This window comes from Paenibacillus chitinolyticus (assembly GCF_045038035.1).
Taxonomy (GTDB): domain Bacteria; phylum Bacillota; class Bacilli; order Paenibacillales; family NBRC-103111; genus Paenibacillus_F; species Paenibacillus_F chitinolyticus_A.
Map to the genome: position 1 here is coordinate 5,366,499 of NZ_CP173427.1, position 26,335 is coordinate 5,392,833.

19 protein-coding genes and 1 pseudogene are annotated in these 26,335 nt (G+C 52.4%); 4 read left to right on the top strand and 16 right to left on the bottom strand.

Annotated elements, in window-relative coordinates:
- Positions 1-44: 44 nt before the first annotated feature.
- The 8 genes from ACI48J_RS24245 to ACI48J_RS24280 form a co-directional block, all read right to left on the bottom strand.
- On the bottom strand, positions 45-935 hold the full coding sequence (locus tag ACI48J_RS24245; RefSeq protein WP_326052228.1) for a transporter substrate-binding domain-containing protein: 891 nt from the start codon (positions 933-935) through the stop codon (positions 45-47).
- Positions 936-1,006: 71 nt separating this feature from the next.
- Positions 1,007-2,995, bottom strand: a complete 1,989-nt coding sequence (locus tag ACI48J_RS24250; RefSeq protein ID WP_326052263.1) for a methyl-accepting chemotaxis protein — start codon at positions 2,993-2,995, stop codon at positions 1,007-1,009.
- A gap of 346 nt (positions 2,996-3,341) precedes the next feature.
- Entirely contained in the window at positions 3,342-4,373 is a 1,032-nt protein-coding gene (locus tag ACI48J_RS24255; RefSeq protein ID WP_405080605.1) for a Gfo/Idh/MocA family protein, read from the bottom strand.
- A 29-nt stretch (positions 4,374-4,402) separates the two neighbouring features.
- On the bottom strand, positions 4,403-5,374 hold the full coding sequence (locus tag ACI48J_RS24260) for a sugar phosphate isomerase/epimerase family protein (protein ID WP_405080607.1): 972 nt from the start codon (positions 5,372-5,374) through the stop codon (positions 4,403-4,405).
- Between the two features lie 17 nt (positions 5,375-5,391).
- Positions 5,392-6,216: a carbohydrate ABC transporter permease gene (locus tag ACI48J_RS24265; RefSeq protein WP_326052225.1), complete on the bottom strand. Its 825-nt coding sequence runs from the start codon at positions 6,214-6,216 to the stop codon at positions 5,392-5,394.
- A gap of 57 nt (positions 6,217-6,273) precedes the next feature.
- A complete protein-coding gene (locus tag ACI48J_RS24270; protein WP_405080609.1) occupies positions 6,274-7,227 on the bottom strand; it encodes a carbohydrate ABC transporter permease in 954 nt (317 codons plus the stop codon).
- Between the two features lie 33 nt (positions 7,228-7,260).
- A complete protein-coding gene (locus ACI48J_RS24275) occupies positions 7,261-8,616 on the bottom strand; it encodes an ABC transporter substrate-binding protein (RefSeq protein ID WP_405080610.1) in 1,356 nt (451 codons plus the stop codon).
- 266 nt (positions 8,617-8,882) lie between these two features.
- Positions 8,883-11,156: an Ig-like domain-containing protein gene (locus ACI48J_RS24280; RefSeq protein ID WP_405080612.1), complete on the bottom strand. Its 2,274-nt coding sequence runs from the start codon at positions 11,154-11,156 to the stop codon at positions 8,883-8,885.
- Between the two features lie 238 nt (positions 11,157-11,394).
- On the opposite strand from ACI48J_RS24280, the gene ACI48J_RS24285 reads away from it, so the two are divergent.
- From ACI48J_RS24285 to ACI48J_RS24300, 4 genes are all read left to right on the top strand, one after another.
- On the top strand, positions 11,395-13,512 hold the full coding sequence (locus ACI48J_RS24285; protein ID WP_405080613.1) for a histidine kinase: 2,118 nt from the start codon (positions 11,395-11,397) through the stop codon (positions 13,510-13,512).
- A 19-nt stretch (positions 13,513-13,531) separates the two neighbouring features.
- The gene (locus ACI48J_RS24290; RefSeq protein ID WP_326052219.1) at positions 13,532-14,590 is read left to right on the top strand and encodes a helix-turn-helix domain-containing protein; all 1,059 of its coding nucleotides are present in this window, start codon (positions 13,532-13,534) and stop codon (positions 14,588-14,590) included.
- Positions 14,591-14,827: 237 nt separating this feature from the next.
- Positions 14,828-15,856, top strand: coding sequence for a hypothetical protein (locus tag ACI48J_RS24295; protein ID WP_405083278.1), 1,029 nt, complete (start codon positions 14,828-14,830; stop codon positions 15,854-15,856).
- A gap of 458 nt (positions 15,857-16,314) precedes the next feature.
- On the top strand, positions 16,315-16,776 hold the full coding sequence (locus ACI48J_RS24300; protein WP_405080615.1) for a hypothetical protein: 462 nt from the start codon (positions 16,315-16,317) through the stop codon (positions 16,774-16,776).
- Between the two features lie 226 nt (positions 16,777-17,002).
- Here the strand turns inward: ACI48J_RS24300 and ACI48J_RS24305 are convergent, their stop codons facing one another.
- From ACI48J_RS24305 to ACI48J_RS24340, 8 genes and pseudogenes are all read right to left on the bottom strand, one after another.
- Entirely contained in the window at positions 17,003-17,458 is a 456-nt protein-coding gene (locus ACI48J_RS24305) for a DinB family protein (RefSeq protein ID WP_405080617.1), read from the bottom strand.
- Between the two features lie 900 nt (positions 17,459-18,358).
- Positions 18,359-18,826, bottom strand: a complete 468-nt coding sequence (locus ACI48J_RS24310) for a DUF6985 domain-containing protein (RefSeq protein WP_405080618.1) — start codon at positions 18,824-18,826, stop codon at positions 18,359-18,361.
- Positions 18,827-18,843: 17 nt separating this feature from the next.
- Positions 18,844-19,581 (bottom strand): HNH endonuclease, encoded by a 738-nt coding sequence (locus ACI48J_RS24315; RefSeq protein ID WP_405083279.1) that lies wholly within the window; start codon positions 19,579-19,581, stop codon positions 18,844-18,846.
- 1,426 nt (positions 19,582-21,007) lie between these two features.
- Positions 21,008-21,462, bottom strand: a pseudogene (locus tag ACI48J_RS24320) (SMI1/KNR4 family protein).
- A gap of 284 nt (positions 21,463-21,746) precedes the next feature.
- Positions 21,747-22,340, bottom strand: a complete 594-nt coding sequence (locus ACI48J_RS24325; protein ID WP_405080620.1) for a hypothetical protein — start codon at positions 22,338-22,340, stop codon at positions 21,747-21,749.
- A gap of 3 nt (positions 22,341-22,343) precedes the next feature.
- Entirely contained in the window at positions 22,344-23,171 is an 828-nt protein-coding gene (locus ACI48J_RS24330) for a hypothetical protein (protein ID WP_405080621.1), read from the bottom strand.
- A 16-nt stretch (positions 23,172-23,187) separates the two neighbouring features.
- On the bottom strand, positions 23,188-25,911 hold the full coding sequence (locus tag ACI48J_RS24335; protein WP_405080622.1) for a contractile injection system protein, VgrG/Pvc8 family: 2,724 nt from the start codon (positions 25,909-25,911) through the stop codon (positions 23,188-23,190).
- Between the two features lie 21 nt (positions 25,912-25,932).
- Positions 25,933-26,322 carry a DUF4280 domain-containing protein gene (locus ACI48J_RS24340; protein ID WP_405080623.1) on the bottom strand — a complete coding sequence of 130 codons (390 nt, stop codon included), beginning with the start codon at positions 26,320-26,322 and terminating at the stop codon, positions 25,933-25,935.
- Between the last annotated feature and the right edge of the window lie 13 nt (positions 26,323-26,335).

Genomic DNA, 26,335 nt, shown 5'->3' on the forward strand with positions numbered 1-26,335 from the left:
TTCGTCGGACCTTTTGCAGACAGGATCAACTGCTTAGCTGCCGCTTACTCTACCCAAGTTTTGCGAAGCTCGTCAAATTTGCCCTGCAGCTTCATTTCGTCCATCCATACGTCGAGGTAGTTCTCGAAGATGGTGTCGCCGCGCTGGATCATGAACGCTTTCTCGCTCTTCGTGAACGTATTGTCGGACAGAGCGGCATACAGACGCTTGTCCTTTTTCGCGTAGGTCAGCGCTTCGATGTTGTCGGTGATCATTACGTCATAGGTGCCGTCGGCAACCAGACCAGGGATGTCGAGGTTGTTTTGAACGACGGTCACGTTGGCGTTTTTCAGATGTTCGCGTACGAACACTTCGTTCGTGCCGCCCGGGTTAACGCCGATTCTTACCGTCGGTTTGTTGATATCTTCAACGGATTTGTACTTGTCTTTGTCTTCCAGACGGATCAGCGGGGACTTGCCGAACGTGATGTAGCCTTCCGTCATTTGAGCTTTCTTCTGACGATCGGTGTTGCGCGTTACGCCGCCTACGGCGATATCGAATTTGTCCGCCAGCATATCGGCCATCATGTTCGGCCAGGAAGTCTGTACGAAACGAACTTCAACGCCCAGGCTTTTCGCCAGCTGCTTCGCCGCGTCGATGTCATAGCCTTCGTACTGCTTCGTTTCCGGGTTCAGGTAAGTGAACGGACGATAGTCGCCTGTCGTACCTACACGGATATATCCTTGAGCCACGATTTGGTCGAGGCGGGATTCGTATTTTTTCTTGTGGTCTTTTTTGAGCTCTTTCGCTTCATTGTTGTCCTGTGCCGCGGCCGTTACCGGAGCTACCGCATGAGACACGCTGATCGTCGAACCGACGGCAATTCCTCCCGCAAGCAGAGATACCGCCAATGCCCCTTTTACCCATACGCCTGTCATGCTCTTCAACTGTTTCATCGTTTATCGTCTCCAATTCTATTAGATGTGTAAAAAAATGTGCAGCCGGAGATTTTCCGCAGCCGGGAGTTTTACAGCGTAAACTTGCGCAATTCCTCCCGCAGTTGCTTCATCATGCTGTCGAGTGAATGCATGGAACGGGCCATGTCCTCCATCGCCTGGAGCTGATCTCGCGTCGCGACGGCGACCTTCTGCGAATCGTCCGACGTATGCTTCGCGATTCCCTGCATCTCGTCTACGGATGCGGAAACCTCTTCCGCACCTGCGGACATTTCCTCCGAAGCCGCCGACACTTCCTGGATATTGGCCGCTACGTGCCGGGACGAGGACAGAATGTGCTGGAACTTCTCGCGCACTTCTTCAATCAGCTTAAGCCCGCCCTGAACGTTGCGGTCGCCGGCCGACATCGCATCGACGACGCGGTCGGTCTGGCTGCGGATATCGCCGAGAAGAACGGAAATCCGGCCTGCGGAGTCTTTCGACGCCTCGGCGAGCTTCTTCACTTCCTCGGCGACGACCGCAAAGCCGCGGCCGTGTTCGCCGGCCCGGGCCGCTTCGATGGACGCGTTCAGCGAGAGCAGGTTGATCTGCCCGGCCAGCTCCGTAATCGTGTCCACGATGCCGGAGATTTCGCCGGAGCGCTCATGCCACTGCTCCGCCGCCTGCAGGGCACGGGTCGTGCCGCTGCTGATCTCGTTCATCTGGCGCACCGTCTGCTCGACGACCTCGGCGCCCTCTTCGGCCTCGCGGGCCGCATCGGTAGCGGCTTCGGCCACAGTCGCGGACGTTTCCGCGATGCGGACGATCCCGCGCGACATCTCGCCCATGGAGAGCGTCACTTCGTGCGAGCTGCCGGCCTGCGCTTCCGCGCCCTGCGCGATCTGGGTGATCGCTTCGTTGGTCAGGCGGCTGGAATCCGCCGCAAGGTCGATCCGCTTGGCAAGATCGCTGCCCAGCTGAAGCACTTCGTTCGACGATTTCGACACGCCTTCGATCAACTGCTTGAGGTGACCGACCGTCTGATTGAAATCTTGAGACAGAACCGCGATTTCATCATTTCCGAGTACCTCGACGGCATTGCTGAGATTGCCTTCCGCCACCAGCTTAACGGCTTTGTTAAGACGCGTGATCGGACGGACCAGCCGTGCGGCGAAGAGGTAAATCAGCCCCACCGCGATAACGAGCGTACCGAGCGAAATCAGCACAAGCTTGGTGGACAATTGGGTAACCGGAGCAAACAGTTCGGATTCGGGAGCGGTGATGAAGATCCCCCATTTCAGCCCGGTAGGAGCATAGGAAACGTATTTCTTGTCTCCGTCCGTCGTGTAAGTGGCCGTTCCGCTTTCACCGGCGATGATTTTTTTATAAGCGTTTTGAAGCTCCGGGATCGGGATGTCCGATACGGATGTCTTCAGAATCATTTCTTTGTCCGGGTGCCATAAAAATTTGCCGGTTTTGCTGATCAGATAAGCGTAACCCGTCTGTCCGAACTTCTCCTCCGAGACGTACGTCTGGATTTCGTTGATCGGGATGGTCGAGCCCGCGTAGCCGATCTGCTTCTTGTCCTTCATGATCGGCACGATCAGCGTCACGATGTTATTGCCTGTCCGTTTGGAAACGATCGGCTCGGAAACGACGATCTTGCCTTCGCCCTTGCCCGCTTCCTGGTAGTGGACGCGGTCGCTGACGTCCGTAACTTCCCCTTTGAAGTTGATGACGTTCTTGCCCGTCAAATCATGAGAAAAGAAAAACGTCTCAAACTCGGGATATTGTTTCTGCGCCTGCTGGATCACTTTAAGATCCTGCTCCCGGCTTGCATCTTCCGAAAGCAGCTTGGTGACCGTTTCCACAATCGCGATTTTGTTCTCGAAAAACTTGTCGAGCTTCATGGCCAGTTGTTTGGATTGCAGGGCGGATTCCCTGTCCAGACTCGTGCTCAGCATCCTGGAAGCCGTCAAATAACTCGCCGTATACACGGCAGCCAAACTGACAATCAGAATCAGGCACATCAACCAAATCAGTTTTTGCTTAAGGCTGTTAAACTTCAGTAGAGCCTTCATATTCACCGTCTCCCCTCCTCTTCCGTTATGTCGTACCCATCCGTTATCCGGTATGATCCAAAAAGATCGTTGTCGGCCCGCCAACTCTCCAGTCGTCTCCGGATTTGTCGGTCTCCCCGCAAAGGAAGCCCTCTTTTTATATCGGCTAAAAGTCCTGGTTTTTTATACCTAATTTCGACATTAATTAAGAAATCTTTGTTGATATTTGTTGAACAATGATTGTTTATAACCATTTATTTGCATTAAAACGCCAACATTTCCTAATCCATCTTCTTCCACATGTAAAAAAATGAGACACCTCTTTCCGCCTTTTACGGCAGAAAAAAGGTGTCTCTTTAAGTAAAGCTTACCCGACCGGAGTGCCCTGGCACATGATTTCCTTGCCGGAACGGGAGGATTCGTAGGTTCCCAATATGATCTCCAGCGAATGCCTTCCCTCCGTTCCGGGCACGATGGACTCTCTGCCCTCCCGGACAGCGAGCGCCATGTCCCGGATCTGGATCCGATGGCCGTCGGGAATGACCTTGAACGGTTCGAATTCCGGGAGTTCCACAGGCTCCCCGTCGATTTTAAGCGCCACGATGTCGTCGTCTTCGATCACCAGGGAGCCCCTCTCCCCGTGAATTTCGATCCGGTGCACAGGCCCCAGATGCGCGGTGGTCGTAATTTCAAGCAGTCCCAGCGCGCCATTCTCGAACTGAAGCACCGATACCGCGGTATCTTCGACTTCGATATTTCTCAGAACGGCTTTGGCTTTGCCGTACAGGGAAGCCACGGGGCCCGCCAGCCACTGGAGGAGGTCCACCGTATGAATCCCCTGATTCATCATGGCCCCGCCCCCGTCCATCGCCCAAGTGCCGCGCCAGCCCGCGCTGTCGTAATACTCCTGGCTGCGGTAAATATTCACATAGCCCGAGCATAGGCTGAGCTTGCCCAGCCGGCCCTCCCGGATCAGCTCCCTGGCATACCGGGCAGCCGGAGACATCCGGCGGGGGAATACCGTCGAGAGGAGAACGCCGTTCTCGCGGCTTACCCGGATCATGTCGTCGAGGTCTGCCATCGTAATGGCCATCGGCTTTTCGACGAAGACATGCTTGCCCGCTTTGGCCGCCTGCACGGCCTGCCCGGCATGAAGCCCGCTCGGCGTACAGATGCAGACCACGTCCAGATCGTCGCGGGCCAGCATCTCTTCGAGGCTCTCGTAGACCGCGGCCGAGTAGGTCTGTCCGAAACGGGCCGCGGTTTCCGGCACGAAGTCGTACACCGCGGTCAATTCCGCTTCCGGTGTCTCCTGGATTCCCTTGGCGTGAATGTCGGCGATGATGCCGCATCCGATAAGGCCGAACCGGACTGGCTGCGCCGTAACCGGTGTTGTCATAAGAAAGTCACTTCCCTTTCGATGGTAGGCTAATTTCCGCCGGGAGCGGACACGGATGAAGAGGACGAAGATGCCGGTGTCGGCGATGCTGGCGATGCGGTCGGGGATGCCGGTACTGTTCTCGGTACCGTCGTCGGTGCCGCTGCCCACGCCGTCTCCCGGAGCAGCTGCCGGACCGCGTCGCGGTCATGGGCAAGCTGCTCCAGGGGCGGGTACGGGGCGAAGCATTCGAGCGTCACCCAGCCCCCGTATCCCGTCTCAGCCAGCGCCTCGAAGAGCTCCCGGTGGTCCACTTCCCCCTCGCCGAGGCGGCACTGGAGGAAATGCTCTTCCCCGTGGCGGGTGACGTTGCGGAACGTTCCCGGCCCGCCCGCCTCGGGGATTCTTTTCTCGTCCTTCACATGGACATGGAGCAAGCGGTTGCCCAGCCCCGTAACGGAAGCGCGGCCGAAATCGGTGTCGCTGATGTACATGTTGCCCGCGTCGTGAATCAGTCCGACATTGTCTTCGCCGATCATCTCCAGCAGACGCAGGGAGCTCTCTACGGTCTCGATCAGGCTCACATTGTGAATCTCCAGCAAAATTTTCTTCTCGTGCCTGCGGGCTTCCGCCGCACATTTTTTCAGCCAGTGGGCCGCCTTCTCATAATGGTAATCGGCAGCCAGGAAAGCGTTGGGCCCTCCCGGAAAAATACGGATCATGTCCGTCTCCAGATAATCCGCCCGCTCCAGCAAGCCGAGAAACTCGTCGTAAGCGGCTGCGCATTCGGGATCGCCCGATTCGGAAAACCGCCCCATGTAGCCTCCGAGCACGGGGATCTCCAGCACATGCTCGTCCGCGAGCATGCGGATCTCTTTAACTCTTGCAAGAGAGGTCTGAGGCGAAAGATGGGGCTCCCGGCACGCGATTTCGATCCCGTCAAAACCGAGATTCGCCGTGATTTTCATCGCTTCCTGAATACTGTACTCCATGAGAGCCCCGCTAAATGCCGCAATTTTCATAAGGGAGCCGTCTCCTTTCACTTAATGCCCGAGGCACTGTGGTTCTGCACGAAATATTTTTCCGCGAACAGGAAAACAATCAGAATCGGCACCAGGCTTAGCAGTGCGGCCGCAACCATCAGCTGCTCGTTGCCGAACCACTGGCCCCCGAGGGAAAGAATGCCGATCGGAAGCGTAAACTTATCGTTCGAGGTCAAATAAATGACCGGCGTCAAAATTTCGTTCCATTTGCCCATAAACGTAAAGATCGCCAGCGTGGCCAGAGTCGGCCTCGCCATCGGCATGAAGATCCGCCAGTACACCTGGATCGGGTTGCAGCCCTCCAGCTTCGCGGACTCCTCGTACTCCTTCGGAATGTTCATGAACGCCTGCCTCATCAGGAAAATGCCGAACGGCTGCGCGAGCCATTCGATCACCCACAGAGGCGTCAATGTATCGAGCAGTTGCAGCTTATTGAAAATAATAAAATGCGGGATGATGATGACGACCGGCGGGATCATCATCGTTCCGAGCACCATGACGAACAGCGCGTTCTTAAGCGGAAACCGGAGTCTGGCGAACGCATAGCCGACCATGGAGCACGAGAGCAGCGCCCCTATCACCGACAGCAGGGCAACGGTAAAGCTGTTCAGCGTGTACCCGCCGATATTGCCCAGCTTCAGCACCTCCGCGTAATTCGACCATTGGAAAATTTCCGGTATCCATTTCGGAGGCACGGCCGTGTACTCTTTATACGTTTTGAGCGAGTTCATCAGGGCCGTCGCAAACGGGACGATCATCACCAGCGACGACAAAATAATGGCCGTGTAACGGAGAATCGTCGGCAGCCTTTTATGTTTCATACGGGGTTCTCCTTTCCGGCGGCGGAATCGCGCCAGAGTCTATTCCGCAAGGCACGGTCAATCGTAGTGGACCCATTTTTTCTGCACCTTCATTTGAATCAGGGTGAGCGTGAACAGGATCATGAACAGCACCCAGGCGATAGCCGAGGCATAGCCCATCCGCATGAAGGTGAAGCCCTCGCGGTACAGATACAGCATCAGAACGAGGCTCGAATTGTTCGGACCGCCCGCGGAGCTCATTTCCCCGCCCCCCGTCAGAACATACACCTGCTCAAAAGCCTGGAACGTGCTGATCGTGCTCATAATGATGACCAGGAACGTGGTCGAGGAAATGAGCGGAAACGTAATCGACAGAAATTTACGCAGTGTACCCGCTCCGTCTATTTCGGCCGCCTCGTATAAATCTTGGGGCACGCTCTGCAGACCGGCCAGATAAATGACCATGATGTAGCCGATCCCCTTCCAGACGGCGATCAGAACCAGCAGCGGGATCACGAGCTTCCCGTCCTGCAGCCAGCGCTGCGGATCGAGTCCCAGCGAAGCCAGAATCGAGTTGGCGAAGCCGAAACGGGGATTGAAGATGGCGTCCGACACATACAAAATGACCGTCCACGAAGAGATCACGGGGATGAAATGGGCCATCCGGAACAGCTTCAGCCCTTTCAGCTTCTGGTTCAGCACGACGGCCAGGATCAGCGCCAGAATCGTCTGGGCCGGCACGAACAGAACCGCGAAATACAGTGTGTTCCACAGCGATTTCCAGAAGAGAGCGTCTCCGAACAGACGCCCGTAGTTGTCCAGTCCCGTCCATTTCGGAGGGTTCATCATGTCGTACTGCGAGAAGCTGAAATAGAGCGAAGCGATAAGAGGCCCGGCGACGAATACGATAAAGTGAAGCAGGTAAGGGGAGACGAGCAGCAGTCCCCACTTCCCCTCCTGATCAAGTTTTCCAAGCTTTCTTGCCGGGGTCTGAGCTTTCGCATAGGCTTTGCCGCTTACGGTCTCGTTCATAGAAAGCCCGACCTCCCTTCCGTAAATTGCGGTTTACTTCTTATAAAAATCATCCAGCACCTTCTGCACCGCCTTGTCGGCATCCGCCAGCGCGGCGTCTATCGGGGCGTCTCCGAGGAAAGCCCGCTGCGCGTTCTCGTTGAACTTCCCGACCCACTCTTCCCATACGGCGTTGTTGTCGAGCGTCTTGGCGAAGTCCAGGCTCTCCAGGAACGCCTTGCGGTTAGCCGGCTTCTCGCCCGCTTTCAGGAATACGTCGGAATTCGCGACGGATTTCTTCACCGGAATCGCTTCGCCGAGCGCCGCCCATTCTTTCTGGACGTCGTCTTCCGTCGCCCAGTATTTGATCCACTCCCAGGCTGCCTGCGCCTTGGCGTCCGCCGACTTCTGGTTCACGACCCAGGAGTTCGCGATAACCGGCGACACCCGCTTGCCGTCGGGCCCTTTGGGAAGCAGCGTGACATCGTAGTTCAGCTTCGCTTCGTTGGCGGCCAGCACGCGGGCGTAGATGCCGATGCGCATCGCAGCGGAACCGCTCGGGAATACCGCCATGGAGCTCTGGAAGCTTTTCAGATCCACCGGATCGGTAATAATGCCCTTCTTCATGCCGTCCACCATCCACTCGAACGCCTGCTTGTTCTGCGGGCTGTTAATGATCGACTTTTGTGCCGTCTCGTCCAGAACGCCGCCCCCGTAGGATTTCATCACGGAGAACCAGCCTTCCGTAATGCTGAAGAAGGTCAGCCCGAACTGGTTGACGTTCTTCGGATCGAAGCCGGATTCGTCCGCCTTCTTGCCCTTGGCGTCAAGCGTTAGGAGGGCCGCATTCTTCTTCAAGTCTTCCCACGTCCAATTCTCATTGGGGTAGGCCACTCCGGCTTTATCGAACAAGTCCTTGTTGTAGAAAAGCGCTCCCACCTGAATGCCCTGCGGCACGGCCCAGTACTTCCCTTTGGCGTCTTTGTTGAAATCCAGCCCGTAGTAATCGTCCTTCTTCAAATCTTTGCCGATCCATTCGGTGAGGTCTTTAACCGCGCCCCGCTCCGCGTATTTCATGACATAGACTCCGTCCGATAGCCATACGTCCGGCGCCTGGCCGGCCGCGATCTGCGTATCGAGCTTCTGGTAAAACTGCCCGTAAGGCGCGCTCTGGGTGTTTACTTTGATGTCCGGGTGCTTCTTCATAAACTTATCGATCAGTTCTTTCATCTTCGCATCCGACTTCCCGTCGGAATAATAACCGAGCAGAATTTCGACCGGCTTGCCGCCGTTGTCTTTGGAACCTCCGCCCGCCCCCGTCGTTTCCGCCGTTCCTTTCGAGCAGCCGGAACTTACCACAGCCAGTGTCAATGCCGATAGAAGCACGGTCGTCCAAGTCTTTCTTCTCATCTCTCGTTCAGCCCCTTGTCTCTTCAAAATGAAGTTGCTCAATCGGTGGTTGACCACCGTCATGTGACGCCAAGCACCGCGGGTCGGAAGGCTTCGCGCGGTAGTGTGGCATTCGCGCGCTGAAAGCAGTCCAATGGAACCTCCCGTCGTTTAGGTTCGTTCGTCAGCTCAATCGGCCTTAGGGAGTAGACCGTCCGCCGCGCAGTGCCGCAGCACACGCCCGGGATTCGCGCGGCGCTTAACGCCGGAAACCCGGCCCGCCTGCCCTACTCCTCCGCGCCGCCCCAGACGGCCGAAGCTTCACGGGGCTTATCGTAGGCATGCGCCCAGTAATAGCCGCCCGCCATCACCCGACGGGGCGCGAAGCCGATCTCGCCGGACGCCGCCTGGACAAGCTCCGACACCGCGGTGAAAGTTCCGTCGCCGGCGGACCGGCCGTCCACGTACTTGCCGCCCATCCGCGTGAATCGCCCGTGGACCGCGGCCGCGACGGGTTCACCCGTCCGCATGTCCGCCGTCTTCAGCCGGACCGTGGCTTTCGCGCCGTCATACGTCACCTGCATGCCGGCCACGATCATCGGCTTCAGGCCGGTGACGCCCGTCTTCGCGGAAACTTCCGGCGAGGCCGGACCTTCGTTGCCCGACGCGTCGACCGCCGCCACACGGTAGTAGTACACCGTGTCCGACAGGAGGCCGTCGTCCTTGAATGTCAGCCCGCGCGCGGTGCCGGCCAGCAGCTCCCGCGACGGCTTAAAGCCGCGCACGGTGCTCCGGTAAATCTTGTACCCCTCGATTTCCATGTCATCGGAAGCCCGGCCGTAGGTCAGATCGATCCGCTGGTAGTCGAAAGCGGCCGCTTGGGGCTTGCCCTTCACTGCCGAAGGAGGCCGTTTGTCGGCCGGAGGCTGCCAGAAGCGGGCGCCGGGCCCCCAGGCGGAAGGCAGCGCGCGCAGCGTATCGTAGTGATGCAGCGCGATTCCGCCGAAGGCGGCGTTCCCCTCGAACGCGGCGTACACTTTGTCCAGCTCCCGCTCCATATAGGAGCGCCCTTCTTCGCTGAAGGAGATCGTTTCCGGATCTCCTCCGTCCGCGATGTCTTTGGTCTCTACGCCGAGGATGACGGAGTTCGGCTTACCGATTTTATTGGCATAGTCGATCTCTCCCTGCGCCTGCTGGATGATGCCGACACTGCCCTCGGCCTGATCCCGGTAATCCATGATGGCGATATAGTCCGCCGTATCCTGGATATGCTCGGACAGCCATTTCGTCGAGCCGTTCCATGTAATGCTTTTCGCCGTGTCCGACGAATCGTACCATCTCGGGATAGCGGGACCGACCGGCAGAGACAGGCCCGACGCCTCTTTGCGCTCCATCAGCGCAGCGAGCATATCGAGGTATTGAATCTGAACGTCCGGATAGCCCGTTTTAAAATCCGGCAGCGAATACGGCTCCGTGTCCACGTTCACTCCGTCAAACTGTTCCTCAGACTCGGAAGCCAGGTTATAATTCAGCACTTTCTCGAATTCCCGGAGCGCTTCTTCCCTATACCTCGGATAAGTTCCGAAATACGGCGGAACCGTGCCTCCCGCTATCAGCGCCTGCACGCGGTAGCCCCGGGCATGAGCCCATCGCACGAAATCCCGCACCTCGGGTCTCTCGTCCTCCAGCATGTCCGTGCCCCCTAATTTGTCGACCCCGAGATAAAGCGTCGTAACGGGGTCCTGTCCGAACGTCTTCGTATCCTTCGCCATCGCATCGAGCACTTGGCGGGAACCCGGCGTCTGGATGAGGTTGTAGGACGCGTTCTCCCAGATCCACATGGAGCGGTCCTGGCGGGGCAGTACCGTGACCGGCTTCGTTCCTTCCCCGCCGCCCGTCTGAACGTAGGTCGTCAGGCTCCGGCCCGTATGGCCGCGGACGTCCGTTGCCCGGGCCTCGATGCTGTGCGTGCGGCTCCCCGCTTTCTTCGTGTCCCATTTGTAGATATAGCCGCTTCCCTTCTTCTCGGCCCGCTTCCAATTCCCGCCGTTTATGCGCACCTCCACGGATTTAACCGGACTCGCGCCGTAAACGTTCACTGCTACGTCGGCAGTGCCGCTCACCTTGTCACGATCCGCAGGGCTCAAGATCGTTACCTGCGGGACACCCGCGGCCGGATTATGCACCGTCAGCCGGGTGAAGGCCGACCAGGCGTTGTACCGGGTCGCCGTATCCTTCGCCCTGGCGATCAGCTCGACTTCCCCGTCGTAGGCGGTCGTATCCAGGTCATAATACCAGGTACCCGCATCATCTCCGTCGGGATCGTCCATGTGCGCATCCGCCACTTTTTGCCCGTTGATCACCAGCTCGACCTCGTAAGCTCCCGCATAAGAGCCGCCGATTCTTACCGTACCGACCTCCAGCCGGCCTCCGTCCCTGTGGGAATCGATCGTCAGCAGTGAAGCCGCATTCCCCCTGGACACCGGAAACGTCATTAAACCAAGCAGAAGAACCAGTGCGAAAAGAGAACCTTTTTTCCAGCCGTTCCATACGGATGTCACGGGATCAACCTCCTTGTCGGATTCATGTTCGTTTTATGGCCCCGGCAGGCGTATATCTTGTTTCGCGCATACCGGCAGTCTCTTTTTTAACGGGCCGATAAAAAATAAAGCGTTTTCAATGTGTAGTTGTAGTATACGAGATCAAAAAGCGGCCCCGCATGGTTTTTTATTTACAATTGGTGTTTTTTTGCTACACTATTTTTAACTTGGACTATGAAATCGGAAAAGGGGTGTGACGATGAAGACCCGGAATTCCCAACGCAAAATCATTTCGATCCACCGGCGGCTGTTTATTCTGATCATTTTCTTCATCGCTCTGCCCGTCTTGGTAATGGGCTGGCTCTGGTACGAATCCTCCACCCGCACGATCGAGCAGTCCGCCATCGAAACGAACCGGCGCTTTATCGAACAAACAGGTAAAAACCTGGACTTGTATATCAATAACCTGGAAAACTCCACCTATCCCATCGTAACCAGTCCCTTGACCCAGCAGTTTCTGGCGCCCGTTCTGCCCTCCGCTTACCCTTACTACCAGCTTACGGAAAAAGTCGAAAACGATCTGTTCGCGCAAATGATCTACGGGCGCTCCGATATTGTCGGTATTTCCCTGGTCGGCAAAAACAGCCTGCAGATCAACGATTTCAGCGAGGCGAAAGAAATTCTGGATATGAACACGATCCGCAGCCGCAACGCGGACCTGCTGAAAAGGCTGGACACCCTCGGCAATTTCGAGGTCCTCGGTTTAAACCGGGTCGGCTCCAGCCCCGTTCTGACCGTTGCGCGCAAGCTGCACAGCAGCTCGACCTATTTGTACGAGGGACTTCTGATCGTCGATCTCAATCTGGAGCAGATCGAAAATATATGCAAAGACGAATCGCAGGGAAGCTTCAGCGCCTGGATCTCCTCCGCGGACGGAGAGCTTGTTTACCACCCGGACGCCTGGAAAATCGGTACACGCATTTCCGGGGAGCAGCTGCTCCGGTTTCAGGGAGGGGAACACGCCCCCGCTTCCTTTTCCTTCCGGACGGAGACGCCTCAGGGAGAGGAGCTCGTCATTTATGAAACCTCCCGGGTGACCGATTGGATCGTCGGGGCCAACATTCCGATGGAGACCATTATCGGGAATCTGATCCGCCTGCGGAACATCTCTCTTGCGGCTGCGCTGCTGTTGTTCATGATTGCGCTTTCAATCGTGGGCGGCTACTCGCTCTCCATCACACGCTCCCTGACTTATTTGCAGCGATTGATGGCAAAAGTCGAGAACGGCGATTTTAATGTCCGGCTCACCTCCACGCGGGAGCGCAAAGACGAGATCGGGCTTGTGTTCCGCAGCTTTTCCAAGATGGTCAGTGAGCTGAACCGGCTTGTGAGGGAGGTTCATTCTTCCAAGCTGAAGGAGCAGGAGCTCATTATCAAGCAGAAGGAATCGGCCCTGCAATCCATGCAAGCGCATATCAACCCTCATTTTCTGTATAATTCGCTGGAAATCATCAATTCTCATGCGATTCTCGAAAATAACCGCAGCATCAGCAAAATGACGGCGGCCCTGGCGCATATTTTCCGCTACAACACGGGAAACGCCGGACCTCTCGTATCGCTCGGCGAGGAAACGGCGCATATCCGCTCCTATCTGGAGATCCAGACTTCCCGCTTCCGCAATCTCGAGGTGGAAATTGACGTCGAGGAACCGTGGACCCGCACCGTCCCGGCCGTCCGGCTGACGCTGCAGCCTCTGGTGGAAAACGCGTTTATTCACGGCTACCGCGACAAAAAGCCTACGTATATCGGCATTGTCGGCAAGCCCCGCGAAACGTACTACGCCGTCGAAATATCCGACCACGGCAGGGGCATGAGCGCGGAGGCGGCCGGGAGGCTCGTCTCGCTGCTTGCCGGTGTCTCCGGGGAGGGGCCGGCATACCCGGAACCGGGCGGCGCTGCTCCGGTTGGCCCGCGCGATGCTCCGACGGCCGCTCCCGTCCATGCCTCTGACGCAGCCCGGGAAGCGGGTGCGTCTTTCGCTGGCCGGGGAACGGGTGCCGCTCACGGGAGCGGCCCTGGAGCAGCCCCCGTCCCCGTAGACGATCCGGAGGCGCCGCAGAGACCTGCCGCCGGGAACGACCCGGCTGCCGAATCCTTGGGCGTCCCCGGGACGCCGCAGCAGCCTTCCGCCGGAAAGGCATGGCCGGATGCGGGCGGGACGCAGCCGGACGACGGCGCGCGCCAAGGCGGAATCGGCCTGCTCAATGTGCATCAGCGCATCCGGCTTACGTTCGGGAAGGAGTACGGAGTCTTCCTCCTCTCTTCCTCTCCCGGCGCCGGAACCTGCTTCGAAATCCGCCTGCCGTATACCAATTAAAAATCAGGGAGGTCTTGCCATGTACCGGATGATGATTGTCGACGACGAATACATGATCCATTTGAGCGTCCGCAAAATGGTGGAAATGTCCGGACTGGACATTATCATCGCGGGCGAAGCGGAAGACGGAGAGGAAGCGCTCCGGCTGCTCGGGAGCTGCTCCCCGGACATCGTCCTGACGGATATCCGCATGCCCGAGCTGGACGGGCTCTCCTTCATCGAAGCGGCGAAAAAGCGGAATGAACGGACCCAGTTCATTATTTTGTCGGGCTACAGCGATTTCGAGTACGCCCGGCAGGCGATCCGCTTCGGCGTTTCGGATTTTCTGCTGAAGCCCGTCGATCCCGACCAGTTCCGCGAAGCGCTCGGACGGGTGTACGATCAGCTCGCGAGTAGCGAGACGAAGCTGTCCCGCCAGCATGAATGGCTGCTGACGCTGCAGGGGCTGAGCGAGGAGCTGCTGGAGCAAATCTGGGCCGCCTGCGAGGACAAAGCGCAGCTTCTGGCCGGAGAGGCGCTCCGGCATTACATGAGCTCGGGCCCCGCCGAGCTCAGTCCCCCGCAGTTTGCCCACCATTTCACGGGCATGCTGGAGACGGAGCTGGGCAAACGGGATTTCCGGTTTGCCCGCTCCTACGCAGACCGCGAATGGCCGGGCCGTGCGGCGGATCTCGGGGAGGCCCTGCGCGATGCCTTGAGCGCCATGATCCGTGAAATCAAAGGGACCCGCAACCTCGGGTCCCGGCAGAACATCCACCGGGCGATGCAGTACATGCAGGAGCACTTTGCCCGCGAAGATCTCTCGCTGAGCGAGGTGGCGGAGGCCATCGGCATGTCCGATGCGTATTTGAGCCGCACGTTCAAGGAGGAGACGAACGTGAACTTCGTGAAATACCTCATCCGGCTGCGGATGGAGAAAGCCAGGGACCTCCTGGAGCATACGGATTGTCCGACGACGGATGCCGCGTACCAGGTCGGTTTCTCCGACTACTCCCATTTCAGCAAAACGTTCAAAAAAACGTACGGGCTTACGCCTTCCGAGCTTAGGAAACAAAGCCGGCAGCATCCGAACGGATAGTCCCGCATAAACAGAAGCCGCAAACGGACCCCGTCGCTTGCGGTTTTTTTGCATGGTTATACAGTGGGAACATCCAAAGAGAACGTCCCATTTCCTGGTATTTTGATTACATTTTCTGGTATATTCATTATTACTTTCTAATTAATTAGATGAAATTATTTACATTTTTACTAGAAGTGTTAAGCTTTTTTTGTAAGAACCCATAAAACTATAAAGGATGTGTGCCGTTTGAAGAAAATGAAGACCGCTCTCGCTTCCAGTCTCACTCTGCTGTCCCTTGTAGTCTCTCTCGCCCCCGTGTCCGCTTCGTCAAATAACCGGGACCTGGAGAAAGAAGTCGCCGCCGGAATTACCGGTCAGGAGCGTCAGATCATGATCGACGTCATGAAGAACCTTCCCAAAGAAGAGCGCGAAAATGTCATTTACATCGACGATAACGGGCAAATTCATGCCAACAAGACTGAATTGAAAGATGTCTTCGGCAAAGCAGCGGTATCGGAAGAGAATACCATAACCGTCAACAACAATGAAACCTTCACCCTGCCGAAAAGCACCGACTCGCCAACATTGAATAAGAGCGCTTCCATCACCCCGCTGGCGGGTTATGCCTGCGGAGAAGCGGGCGGCCCGTATAGACGCGTTTTCTCGAATCCCGGTTATTCCTGGTGGTCCGGCAATGTATACCTGCCTTCCAGCGCCAACAATGAAGTCTACGTGAACAACGCTTCTTCCAACGATACTCCTTACATTTATACGGGTGGACACGCCAGCAGCGGAGCCTCCGAAGTCGATGCCGGATTCCAGTACAGCAAAACGTACAACAACTGGGCCCACTCGATCTTTACCGGCGGCGTCTACTACCATAACAACTCGTTCCGCTTCAAGGCCGGACAAAATCTTACGTTTAAATTCTACGTACCGGCAGACGGACAAGTCGCTCTATATGCCGCAGGTATCCGGTATGACACGAACACGGCGGACAACTACACCGTTGTAACCAATGTGGCCGGCTGGAAAAAAAGCGGTGCCGGCAACGAACTCAAACGGATTACGGCCATCGCGAGCAACGCCTCTAAGCCATACAACACCGGCACCTATCTGAAAAACGTCAAATGGTCGAACTCCATGATCGGCACCAGCTCGACCAGCAATCATCAATGGCTCGCGGCAGATACGGGCGGCTACTGCACCTATCCGAACTCCACCCAGGTCAGCGTGAACTATGTCAACGCGGGTGAAGAGACCGTCAGCATCAACATGAACTAGCCTGATTATTTTCGTTTCCATTCGTTCCCGCACTCGTTCCCATAAATTAATCGCTTCAAACAGGGCTTAAATAAGATAATCGGCCCTCCGTACGTAAAGAGAAAAGGTATATCCCCCGTCTTGAGGAGGATGTACCTTTTTGCTGTTCGGCTGCGGCTAACACCTCAGCGAATGCGGATGCCTGTCCCGGCTCTTGCCCGTTGAATTGCGCCACGACAAGCGATTTGCATTCCTCTTCGTTGATACGACGCCAAGCTTTGCCGATATCTTTCGCTCCGGATACTCATCTGACTTTTCGGATAGCGGCCCGTTAATGAACGAAAGGCACCTCCGCAAAAAAATTATTTCTCTATTTGAGACCACCACGCGTATCTCCGCAGAATACCGCCCTCCCTATTCCCATATAGTGTAAACGCAACCTGATTTTAAATCCCACTAAAAACAGAGGAGATGAATTGATGAGAGTAAAAAAATGGGTGCTTGGTTTAATGACAGCCGTCCTGCTGTCGTTAACGCTGTTGATCAGCGGAGCAGCCGCAGCGCCGGTAACGAGCGTACACAGTATCTGGTCTACGAAACCTATTCAGGTCATAGACAACGGTACGGCTTACAAAACTAAAGCGGGAAATGTCATCATCAGTTGGACGAATGACCCCTTGTCCTCGGGTGATAGCGGTTTCTTCAACGCTATCGTTCAAGCGGGCGGCAGCCAGTATGAGTTCCGGCTTGTGTCGTTCGGCTCCAGCACAAACGATGAGATTGTAGGCAAATTCGACATTTACAAAAATTCCACCCTAGTCGCCTCCGTGGCCGGAACCGCTTACGGATTGAGCCAGCCGGTCGGAAGCTACTTCAAGTTCTACGACACGACCCAGCAGTGGCATGTCTCGGCTTATATTACGAGCCGGTTCGATTATTAAAATCCTGGTGAAAAAGGGAGCCGTGTAAGCCAGGCTCCCGTCACCGAAACAAGGACTGCCGTGAAAAAAGGTACACTTCCCTTCGTTTTAAGGGAGATGTACCTTTTTAAAATCGCGACATCTTGATAACCGGCTTCCGTTACTTGTTCATTTAATAAACGGAGTCCCCATCCGTTTCCACGTCCCATGTCCATTTAAAAAGCCTTTTAATTCTATCCGTTTCATCTTAGAGCCTCGCGAACGTGATGTAATCGACTTGGACAGGCTCTGCCGATTCGATCCGAAGTGCCCGGTTAATCTGTCCCCGGTGATATTGCCCATGTAAGAGGACCTGCAACAGGATGTCCCGGACGGACGTTCGGAACGGAACCCCGCTCTGGTTCGCATAGTCGATCATCTCGTCCAACTCGGATTCCTCGAGCCCTTCGATATAGACGCGATATTGCTCGGCGTTTTCTTCGAACATCGTCCGGATCACCGTCAGGTCTTCCGCTTCCTCCCACAACGAATATGGCGCGCTGCCCTTGCCCTGCAATCGGGACAGCCAGACTCGTTCCGCGACCGCGACGTGCCGAACCAGCTTCAGGAGTTCCTTGTTCTTCGTCTCACTCTCCTCGAGTGCGTCCAAGATGCGTCCGTCCGCCCAGTACAAGTGGTCCATCATGCACTTGATCGTCTTCATTTCGGCTTCCCCCTCTTCGTCTCATCGATTACTTGAACCTGCTGTTATCCGTTAGTTTAATCATTTGAATGAACTAAAACAACCTTTTTGGGGTGGATTCCTTGTTGCTGTAACATTTCCAAGGAGAAGCGTGCATTCTCAATTTATCAGGGTCAATCATGGTGGTATCTGACCATAATCAACCTGTTCAATGTAACGGAATAGCGATAATTAACGCTTCTCCAAACAACACCCCTTTCAAAAACTTCTTACCTGTTTGCTGAAGACTCGGTGGAAACAAAGAAAAAAACAGGTCAATCATAGCAGCAACTCACCATAACCGACCTGTATATTTTTGGTGTAGAGATTACTGGATTACTGGCAAGAATTTATTACACGTATTCGTTCAGAAATTAATTCAAAATTTGTTGATTAGGTACACTTTTCAAGCATTACTGTGCGTACAAACAAAATGACGAAATCTTTATACGGGCATTGTATGGGTTAAATGTGCTATTGGTTGAATGATGGTTTCTTTCGGCACTGGGTAGCCCCTATATTATGCTCATAAGTTGCGTTTGTTTTGGAAAATCCGCAAGGAAACGAAGATACCGAAAACAGGTCAATCACGGTAGTATCTGACCATAATCAACCTGTTTAATGTAATGAAATAGTGTTATTTAGGTTATAAGATTAAAGCATTTGATGTGCCTACAACCGAAACGGAGAAATATTTATACAGATATTACATGGGTTACATGTGTTATTGGTTGAATGATGAGTTCATTCCACACTGGGTAGCCCCACCTAATTGAATCCTGAAAACATGAAACTTCTAACTTATCGGGAATTTATTTATAAAAACTTGGTTTACTGGGTAAATCCATGTGATTACAGCAGATAGCAAACTTACTAAAAACTCTAAAGGGCAACATCTTGGTACCCTACCCTAGCAACTTCTTCATCGATTAGACGAATGCCAACCCCATTTTCCACGTCCCATCTACAGTCAAACGTTAGTCCAATATATCTGCCTTCAAATCGTCTCGCAGAAGGTACATAAATCCCTACTAGCCTAATATTTTTCAAAAGTTCGTCGATGTTTTCAATTAATGGGTAATTCTCATTGTATGAAACATCATATCCAAGCTCAAACCGTTTTTGTTTGTAATAATCTAATATCGGTTGCAAAATACTTTTTTGAAGATGCCCCCAGTTTTCTATTAAAGAATTATACGAAGCATACTGTTTCTCACTAAATTCACCATCGTCGTCTCCGTCTACCATCAAAGCAATATTGGCTTCTGTTCCACAAAATTCAATGGTAGTATCCCTGCTCCACACATAATCATATTCAAGTTCACCGAAAACCGCATCATTAATTTTCACTTCGAGAAAGCTCCTTTCTAATTGTTTGCAAATCCGCCTGGCTTAAACGCTCCTGCGTTTATCTCTCCTACGCCACCTAGATGTCCGAATTTGCTATTAATTTCTGATGGCACAAGTTGTATCGTTTTCCCATCATTTAATTCGTGCCATGTTAACTTAAATTCTTCACGAATATCTGCGATGTCTCCTGCTTCAATTTTTCCAGGGGTCAACCCAAATTGATTAGCCAGCTCAGGCGAGTTATTAAGTTGTTCAGCCAATTTTATATCTGCTTGTTTAAAATTAGCAGTTCTAGCTTTAGTTCCATTACTGCCAATTCCACCTACCATGTGGTCAATTTCCAACTGTGCTTTTGCTACAGGTGAAAAATCAGGTACAGCATTCCTATAATTTATACCATCAATACCAGCTTCGTCTAATATTTTCTTCAACTCAGGGTCAGGAGGTGGTTTTAAAATACATTTAGATTCTCCCCTTTGTCCTTCAAAACCAACCTTTGGATTCCCATGTGCAGGTGTTTGATTAAATCTTGCCTCATATGAACTGGCAAATTCAGTTTGCTTGAAGGCAGACGGAGTATCATCGATTTTACCCGTCCCCCCAGTTCCCCCGCCGCCAACCGCACGAGTCACAGCCTTCGAAGAACTTTGTAAGACATTCGCATTGTTTATAATGGATTTCCCTAAATGATTGCCTGTTTGATTGGCAAGCACTCGTGGACCATCAAAAGCCAATTCATAACCGAACCTTGGCATCTGGACACTATTCTTAATCTTCTGGCCCAGTTCTTTGCCCATCTGGCCTAAATCGGCAATGTCCTTGGTTAATCTGTTGACGGATTTATTCAGTGTTCCGGTTACCGAACCCGCTATACTTTGAGCAAATTGCTGGGTTTCCTTCATGTAGCCCTTGCCCAAGTTTGTACCCCAATCATTTAAATTCCCTACAAATTTTCCAAAACCTTCTCCTATTTTGCCAAATCCGTCCGCTATCCACTTAGGAGCTATTTTAGTGGCTCCCTGTGAGATATATTCGCCTATCGTCTTCTGAGCTATCTTGGCATCCAGCAGACCTGCCGTTCCAAACCCGACTCCTGCAGTGAACAGCACTTGTCCCCAGCTGAATCCCGGATCGCCGTCGGTAAGTTGACTGACGATACTTTCGGCGGCGCCTGAGACGCCCCCCACAACCATCTTGCCCAGTATCGGGGCGCCTGCGCCCAACGGTCCGAATACGGCTCCGGATACGGCTCCGATAACGGATTCTCGGAAAGCATCCGCCGCATAATCCCCAAAGTCACTGACTTCCCCGCGTGAGATATCCGAGATGGCCTTAGCCGCTACCGCCGCTGTTCCGGCCGCCACCGCTCCGGCCGCCACGGCGGCAATGACAACGGTACCTGCCCCTAATGTCGCTACCGTTACGGCCGCTACAACAGCTACGACCGCTACAATGGCTAGGGCACCGACAACATTTCCAAGGAGCTTCCCCCAACTGAACTTCTTCTCCGGCGGCGGAGGTGGCGGAGGTGGCGGCGTCCCCTTCTGCGGCTCATCGTTGTACGGCGGATACGCGGTTTGGTCCCTTCCCTCCGCAAGTACGTTCTCGCTGAGGAAGTGGTACTCGCCTTCAATGGCAAATCCGCTCTGCGCCGCCAGCTTCTTCGCCATCAACTGGCTCGTCGCCTTGATCACGATCCTTTTGGGCGTATACAGCGAGATGTCTTCTCCGGCATTCAGCGTCAGCTTCTTGTGGCTCGTAATGGTGACGCCGCTCGCATCGGTGCCGAATTTCGGCATGCAGTATTGTAAGGAAACGGACAAACAAAAAAACAGGTCAATCATGGTGGTATCTGACCATAATCGACCTGTTCAACGTATCAGAATAACATTATTTAGGATATAAAATTAAAGCATTGATGTGCGTACAACCATATTTAGTAAAATTTCTTATGGGGCTGGTAAGGGGTTACGTCTGATTGAGCATTCCCACCCGTTTCACTCGGCACAGTGTGGAGTCTACTCATTAACCGCTGATACAGAGAGAAGGGCAAAAACGACAACAATACGAGCGGCTAACTCGTATTGTTGTCGTTTTTGATTGTATTGTACGATCCTGTTATTGGAGTTGTAAATGGACTTACACAAAAACTCGATAGATCCTTTTTAGTTGATCCAGCATCTATTCAGTTAATATATATAGGAATTCTTCAAAACTGTCACTAGTAAAGTAAGTTACTGGATCTAAATCAGAGGACTCCTCGTGGTTCCAAACGCATACAGATGGCTCTGCTTTATCCGTATTTCGATAGTCTAAGCATACGAAATCACCTGCAAATAGAGCAGCAATTGGTAGCAACTCAGTACCTACTAAATTTTCGTCCGAAACAATTCTCTCGTCTAATTGAGTTCTAACAACACCAATATCTTAGAATTCATCATCCCTTTCCCCGGTTACTTTTAATATACATAAAAACCTATCAATTGCATAACTGTGGTTATTGCAATTAAAGCTATCTTTTACAAGAGAAGCACCGTTATAATTTTTTATAAATTCTTTATATGCATCTGGCAATTTAATTCTCCACTTTTCTCTTTTTCAGTTAACAAAGTATTATCTGGCAATGGATAAATTATGCTGGTTCTTCAACTCTTCTGCCCCTACTTGTTCACGTTTTACCATTCGTTTCATCCTCCTTTGATTTTGGCACGCAAAAAAAGCTCAATCCTACTCATGGTTCAAGTGGGAAAGAGCTTTGAAAGTTTATCAAGTGTTTGAATTATTTAGTGTTTGATTTCTTGGTTGTATTGTACGATTCTGTTGTTGGGATTGAAATCTGATTACACAAAATTTTAGGCAGACCCTGACAGACCCAGCTAACCCTAGAAATATTAAATTGAGATTTAGTTTGTCAAATCTGTTAAAACGTCATTAATAAACCTCGCTTCGCTTCTGTTGCATCTTTATAAAGGATTACGAGTTCGTCATAAGCCTCTATTAATTCTGAAAAAGATGCATGATATACTAAATCATTTGACGGCAAACCATTACTTATTAGGTTTCGTTTTAATTCAAGTAGTTCGTTATACATACTAGGTACGTCTTCAGCGTACACAAATCCCAGCCCCATTCCTCCTGGATCAAGAATAAACATTTCTGATTCTAATGGACGCCCGAGAATATAATAATTAGGATCAAATTTAGTAGGTAGCTTAATTAGTGCTTCAATCAGTGCATCCCACAAATAAGATAATCCCTGTTCTTCATCTGGAGAATAGTAACATGTCATAGCAAAATCAGCTAGTTCTTGAACCTCACCATTTTCTAATTCTTGTTCCCACTCTTTATCTAGCAGTTCCCCTGTGTATACAGATCTAACAATTCCCAAATGGTTAAAAATAAACTCCTTCAATAATTTAATATTATTCGTAGTACCCGAAGTAATGATAGTCTCACTTAATTCTTTCATAAAACCATTTGTATCAAATAAATAAGCTTTATGTTCCATACCCATCTTCTATTCGATTCCCCTTTCATTTTGGCGGAGAATCTGAATTGATTTTTCTAGTTCCTTTTTGACATCACCCTTTGCACGTCCATTCATAATAGGTTCTAACATTAAATAGGCATACTCAGGTGACAATGCTTTTGCAAATATTGCAATGATTTCTCTTGCATAAGAATCTATCTTCATTTTCAACACGTGAGTCCCTACTTCAACTAACTTTTCATTGTATTCAGGACCTAAACTCCTTAACAAGGAGCTATCTTCGGCTGCTGTCCAAAGTGCCTCTAATCCTTTAATTATCACATCTTCATATTCATCTTTTTTCATTTTTGCCATCCAGAATTCACTCTTATGAACATACGCTTTCAGTGCATTAATGATAAATTGCACATCATTCATAGTTAAAACTAAGTTGCTAGAATAATTATATAACAACCCTGTCTTAACAAGAGGAAGGATATCTCCCTTGAAAAATGCTTCTTCAGTGCCATTTGGCCCTTTTTCAAGACGTATGAGAACGGACTGGAGAATTGCCTTTTCACTTATCGGAGCGTTAAAATCATCCTCTAAGATCGCTTTCTCCTTTTCTGAAAGTATAGAGACACAGCCAATATCATTTAGACTTAGCAAACTATACATTGCCTCAATTCGTATCCGTTGTGTTTGATGAGAGAGAGCTTCAAGTAGTCTCGGAATATACTTTGTATCGTGTGAAGCACCCATAGCAATTATTATCTCAACAGGTAACTCTACCCCGTTTTTATGAAAAGCTTCATTCAATTGTTCATCTGTAACAATGACCTTATAATTGTTTTCGTTATAAACCTGATACTCCATAAGTTCCTCCTATACTTTATGGGATCTTAAAATCATTAGGATCATAGGTTTCACGACCAGCTGGAGCTCCTGTTTTTGGATCATATCGTTCTATTATTATCTGTTTAGGTGGTTCACCATACTTGATCTTATACGCATCAATAAACCTTCTTATTTCTTGTTTGTCTTTAGAAATTGGTCTACCTAGTGGCTTATCATCAATGATATTTCCTTTTGGTGGTCCTTGTACAGCATCGGGTATAGCTTTTTGAGTTTTCTTCGAAGGTCTGCCCTGCTTGTCTATTCTTTTTGGTACTTCAATTGTTCTTCCATCTTTATCTTTTAAAGGTTCATTAACCAAATCGTAATCGCCACTAGCACGACGCTCATCTGCCGTTTGCTTATGGACTTTCTTACCGGTTTTAGTGCTGCTAGTTTCACCAGTTATGTTTTTCTTCTCTTCACCCGGCCCCTCAGACTTAATGCCTGTTGCTTCTTTCGCCGCCTTATCCTGCGTTTCCTTCATGTAGGCCTTGTAATTTTCGTGTGTGTCCGAATAATAAGGTTTTGGACCTTGTTCTGCTTTGGATAATTGAATATTGGGTGTTGAGCCGATGCCAACTAACGCTGGTTGTCTCTGTCCAAACGAAATGCCGCTGAGTCCATCTATATAACTCTTGGCTTCTTGCAAATACTTTTTCCCGAGATTACTTCCTGCTTGGGCCAGATCGCCCATCTTTAGGTACAATTTTGTTCCAACTGAAAGAGCACCATCTTTCACCCACTTAACAGCTGGTCCAGCCGCTGCAAAAATACCTCCAAACAGGACCCCGTCTTTAAATGCGCCCATACCTCCTGCTAAGGTTGGCTCCCGGCCCTCCATAAGTTCAGATGCCATATAGCTTGTATAATTGTCTACACCGCCTATAAATAGCATGGCTCCAAGCCTCTGCGCGACCTGTCCGCCAGTCTGTGGCAATAGCGACCCACCGGCTCCCCCAAGGCTTCCAAAGGGACCGAATATCGCACCGCATACAGCTCCTATTGTAGCTCCCTTTAAGGCATTAAAGAGGTAATCGCCAACGCCACTGAACTCGCCTTTAGCAATATCGGAAGCAGCAGTACTTGCTATTGCTCCGACTGCTCCAATAGCAGCACCTATCGCTGCGCCTACAAGAACAGCTCCTACACCGAAGGTTGCAACGGATACAGCCACGACGGCCACGACCGCCACAACTGCAACAGCGGCCATAAGCAAGCCTCCCCAACTGAACTTCTTCTCCGGCGGCGGAGGTGGCGGGGGTGGCGGCGTCCCCTTCTGCGGCTCATCGTTGTACGGCGGATACGCGGTTTGGTCCCTTCCCTCCGCAAGTACGTTCTCGCTGAGGAAGTGGTACTCGCCTTCAATCGCAAATCCGCTCTGCGCCGCCAGCTTCTTCGCCATCAACTGGCTCGTCGCCTTGATCACGATCCTTTTGGGCGTATACAGCGAGATGTCCTCTCCGGCATTCAGCGTCAGCTTCTTGTGGCTCGTGATGGTGACGCCGCTTGCATCGTCGAAGCTCAGCTTCAGCGGCTCTTTGCTGCCGCCTGCCACGTTGACGGCCGTCGGCGTCAGCTCGACTTCGCTTCCGTGTTCCGTGCCGAAATACCGGTTGCTCGGATTACCCGTTTTGGCGCAGCTGTCTCCGTTCTTGCGCACGCAGTCGAGCACCTTCGCATTGCTGCAGCTGTCGTCGGGCAAATACAGGCTCGCATCGGTGCCGGCCTTCGGCATGCAGTACATTGCATTGCCCGTCGGCGGCGCAAAAGCGAACCAGTGAGCCGAGGCTTTCGGCTGCTCCTTGTCGATCGTCAGGTGAAGCTTGACGAGCTCCCCTTTCACGTCGAGCACTTTGCCCTCCAGCGAGATACCGGTCAGCTTGTCGTTATGCAGGCTCGGCTGGTACATGCCTTCCAGACGTGAAAGACGGTACGTGTATTTCAGCTGTCCCGCTTCCAGGCGGCCGGATGCCTCGCTGACCCGCATCGGTTTGTCCTTGAAGCGAAGCTCTTCCCCTATGGCATAGCGGATGCCGCTTTCGAACTCATAGCCGAAAAAATCCGTATCGTGCAGCCCCGCTCCGCTGCCGCCCGCTTTCTGATACGCCAGCAAATCCTTAAAGGCTTTATAGGATGTATCGGAAGGCAGCGTACGGCTTTTGAGCTTCGGGATGCCGAAACTGAATTTGGGCTGAACGCTCCAAATATCGCTGATCAGCACCGTGTGAAAACGGCTCGCCAGCCGCTTAAGCAGATCCCAATCCGTCTCATCGTACTGGATAACCGGAGCGCCGATAGGCACGCCCGCACCCGCTTCGCAAATGACATCGTGGCCGGGATAATCCGCCAGAATGGCGGCAATCAGAGCGGGATAATCCATATCCGCCTGCTGAAAAGAACGCCGTTTCCTGCGGACATCCAGCAGATAGCTGCCGGCCATCGCCTCGATTTCGAGGGTGTACACACCCTGGGTAAACGCGGCCTGAACGTCCGTGATTAAACCTTTGAAGATAGGCTCTTCCCCATCTTCGCCGTTTTCAACTACTTGTATTTCATCCTTTAAGGAAGCTTCGAGTACCGCGCCGACATGATCCGCATCATCCACGATGCCGCGCAGTTTCATCCGCCCATGCTCGCCCGGCTTCCAGGTAATCTCCACATGATCAATCCGCTTCATCCGGTAGGGAGATGTTACTCTGATTTGGTCGTACCCTATCATACTCCGTCAGCTCCGATCGGATTAATTGTCATGCTGTCCGTCGTTTAAGAATTTAATGACTCCCTGTAACTCGCAGTGCAGCTCGGAGTCTGTCGTTAAGGCCGGTTTGCCGGCCACCTTTGTAGTTTCTTTGGAGTGGGTCCATTTGGCCAAAATAGACGGCAGACACGGTTTCCCGGAGATGGTCTCCCCGCTCTCGCTGATCAAATAAATCGTTTCTCCGCTCTGATTGAGCGGACTTGTGCAAATGCCGAAATGGGAAATGTTATCCGGCTTAAAATCCTCTTCGTTCATCATAGGTTTCTCGTTCACGTAAGAGCCGTGGCTGTTAGGCAGATTGATGTGCCTTTTATGAGTTCCGTACTGGCATTGGATGTACGCTCCCCTGACCACATACCGGGGTCCTGTCATGACGTGCCGCCTC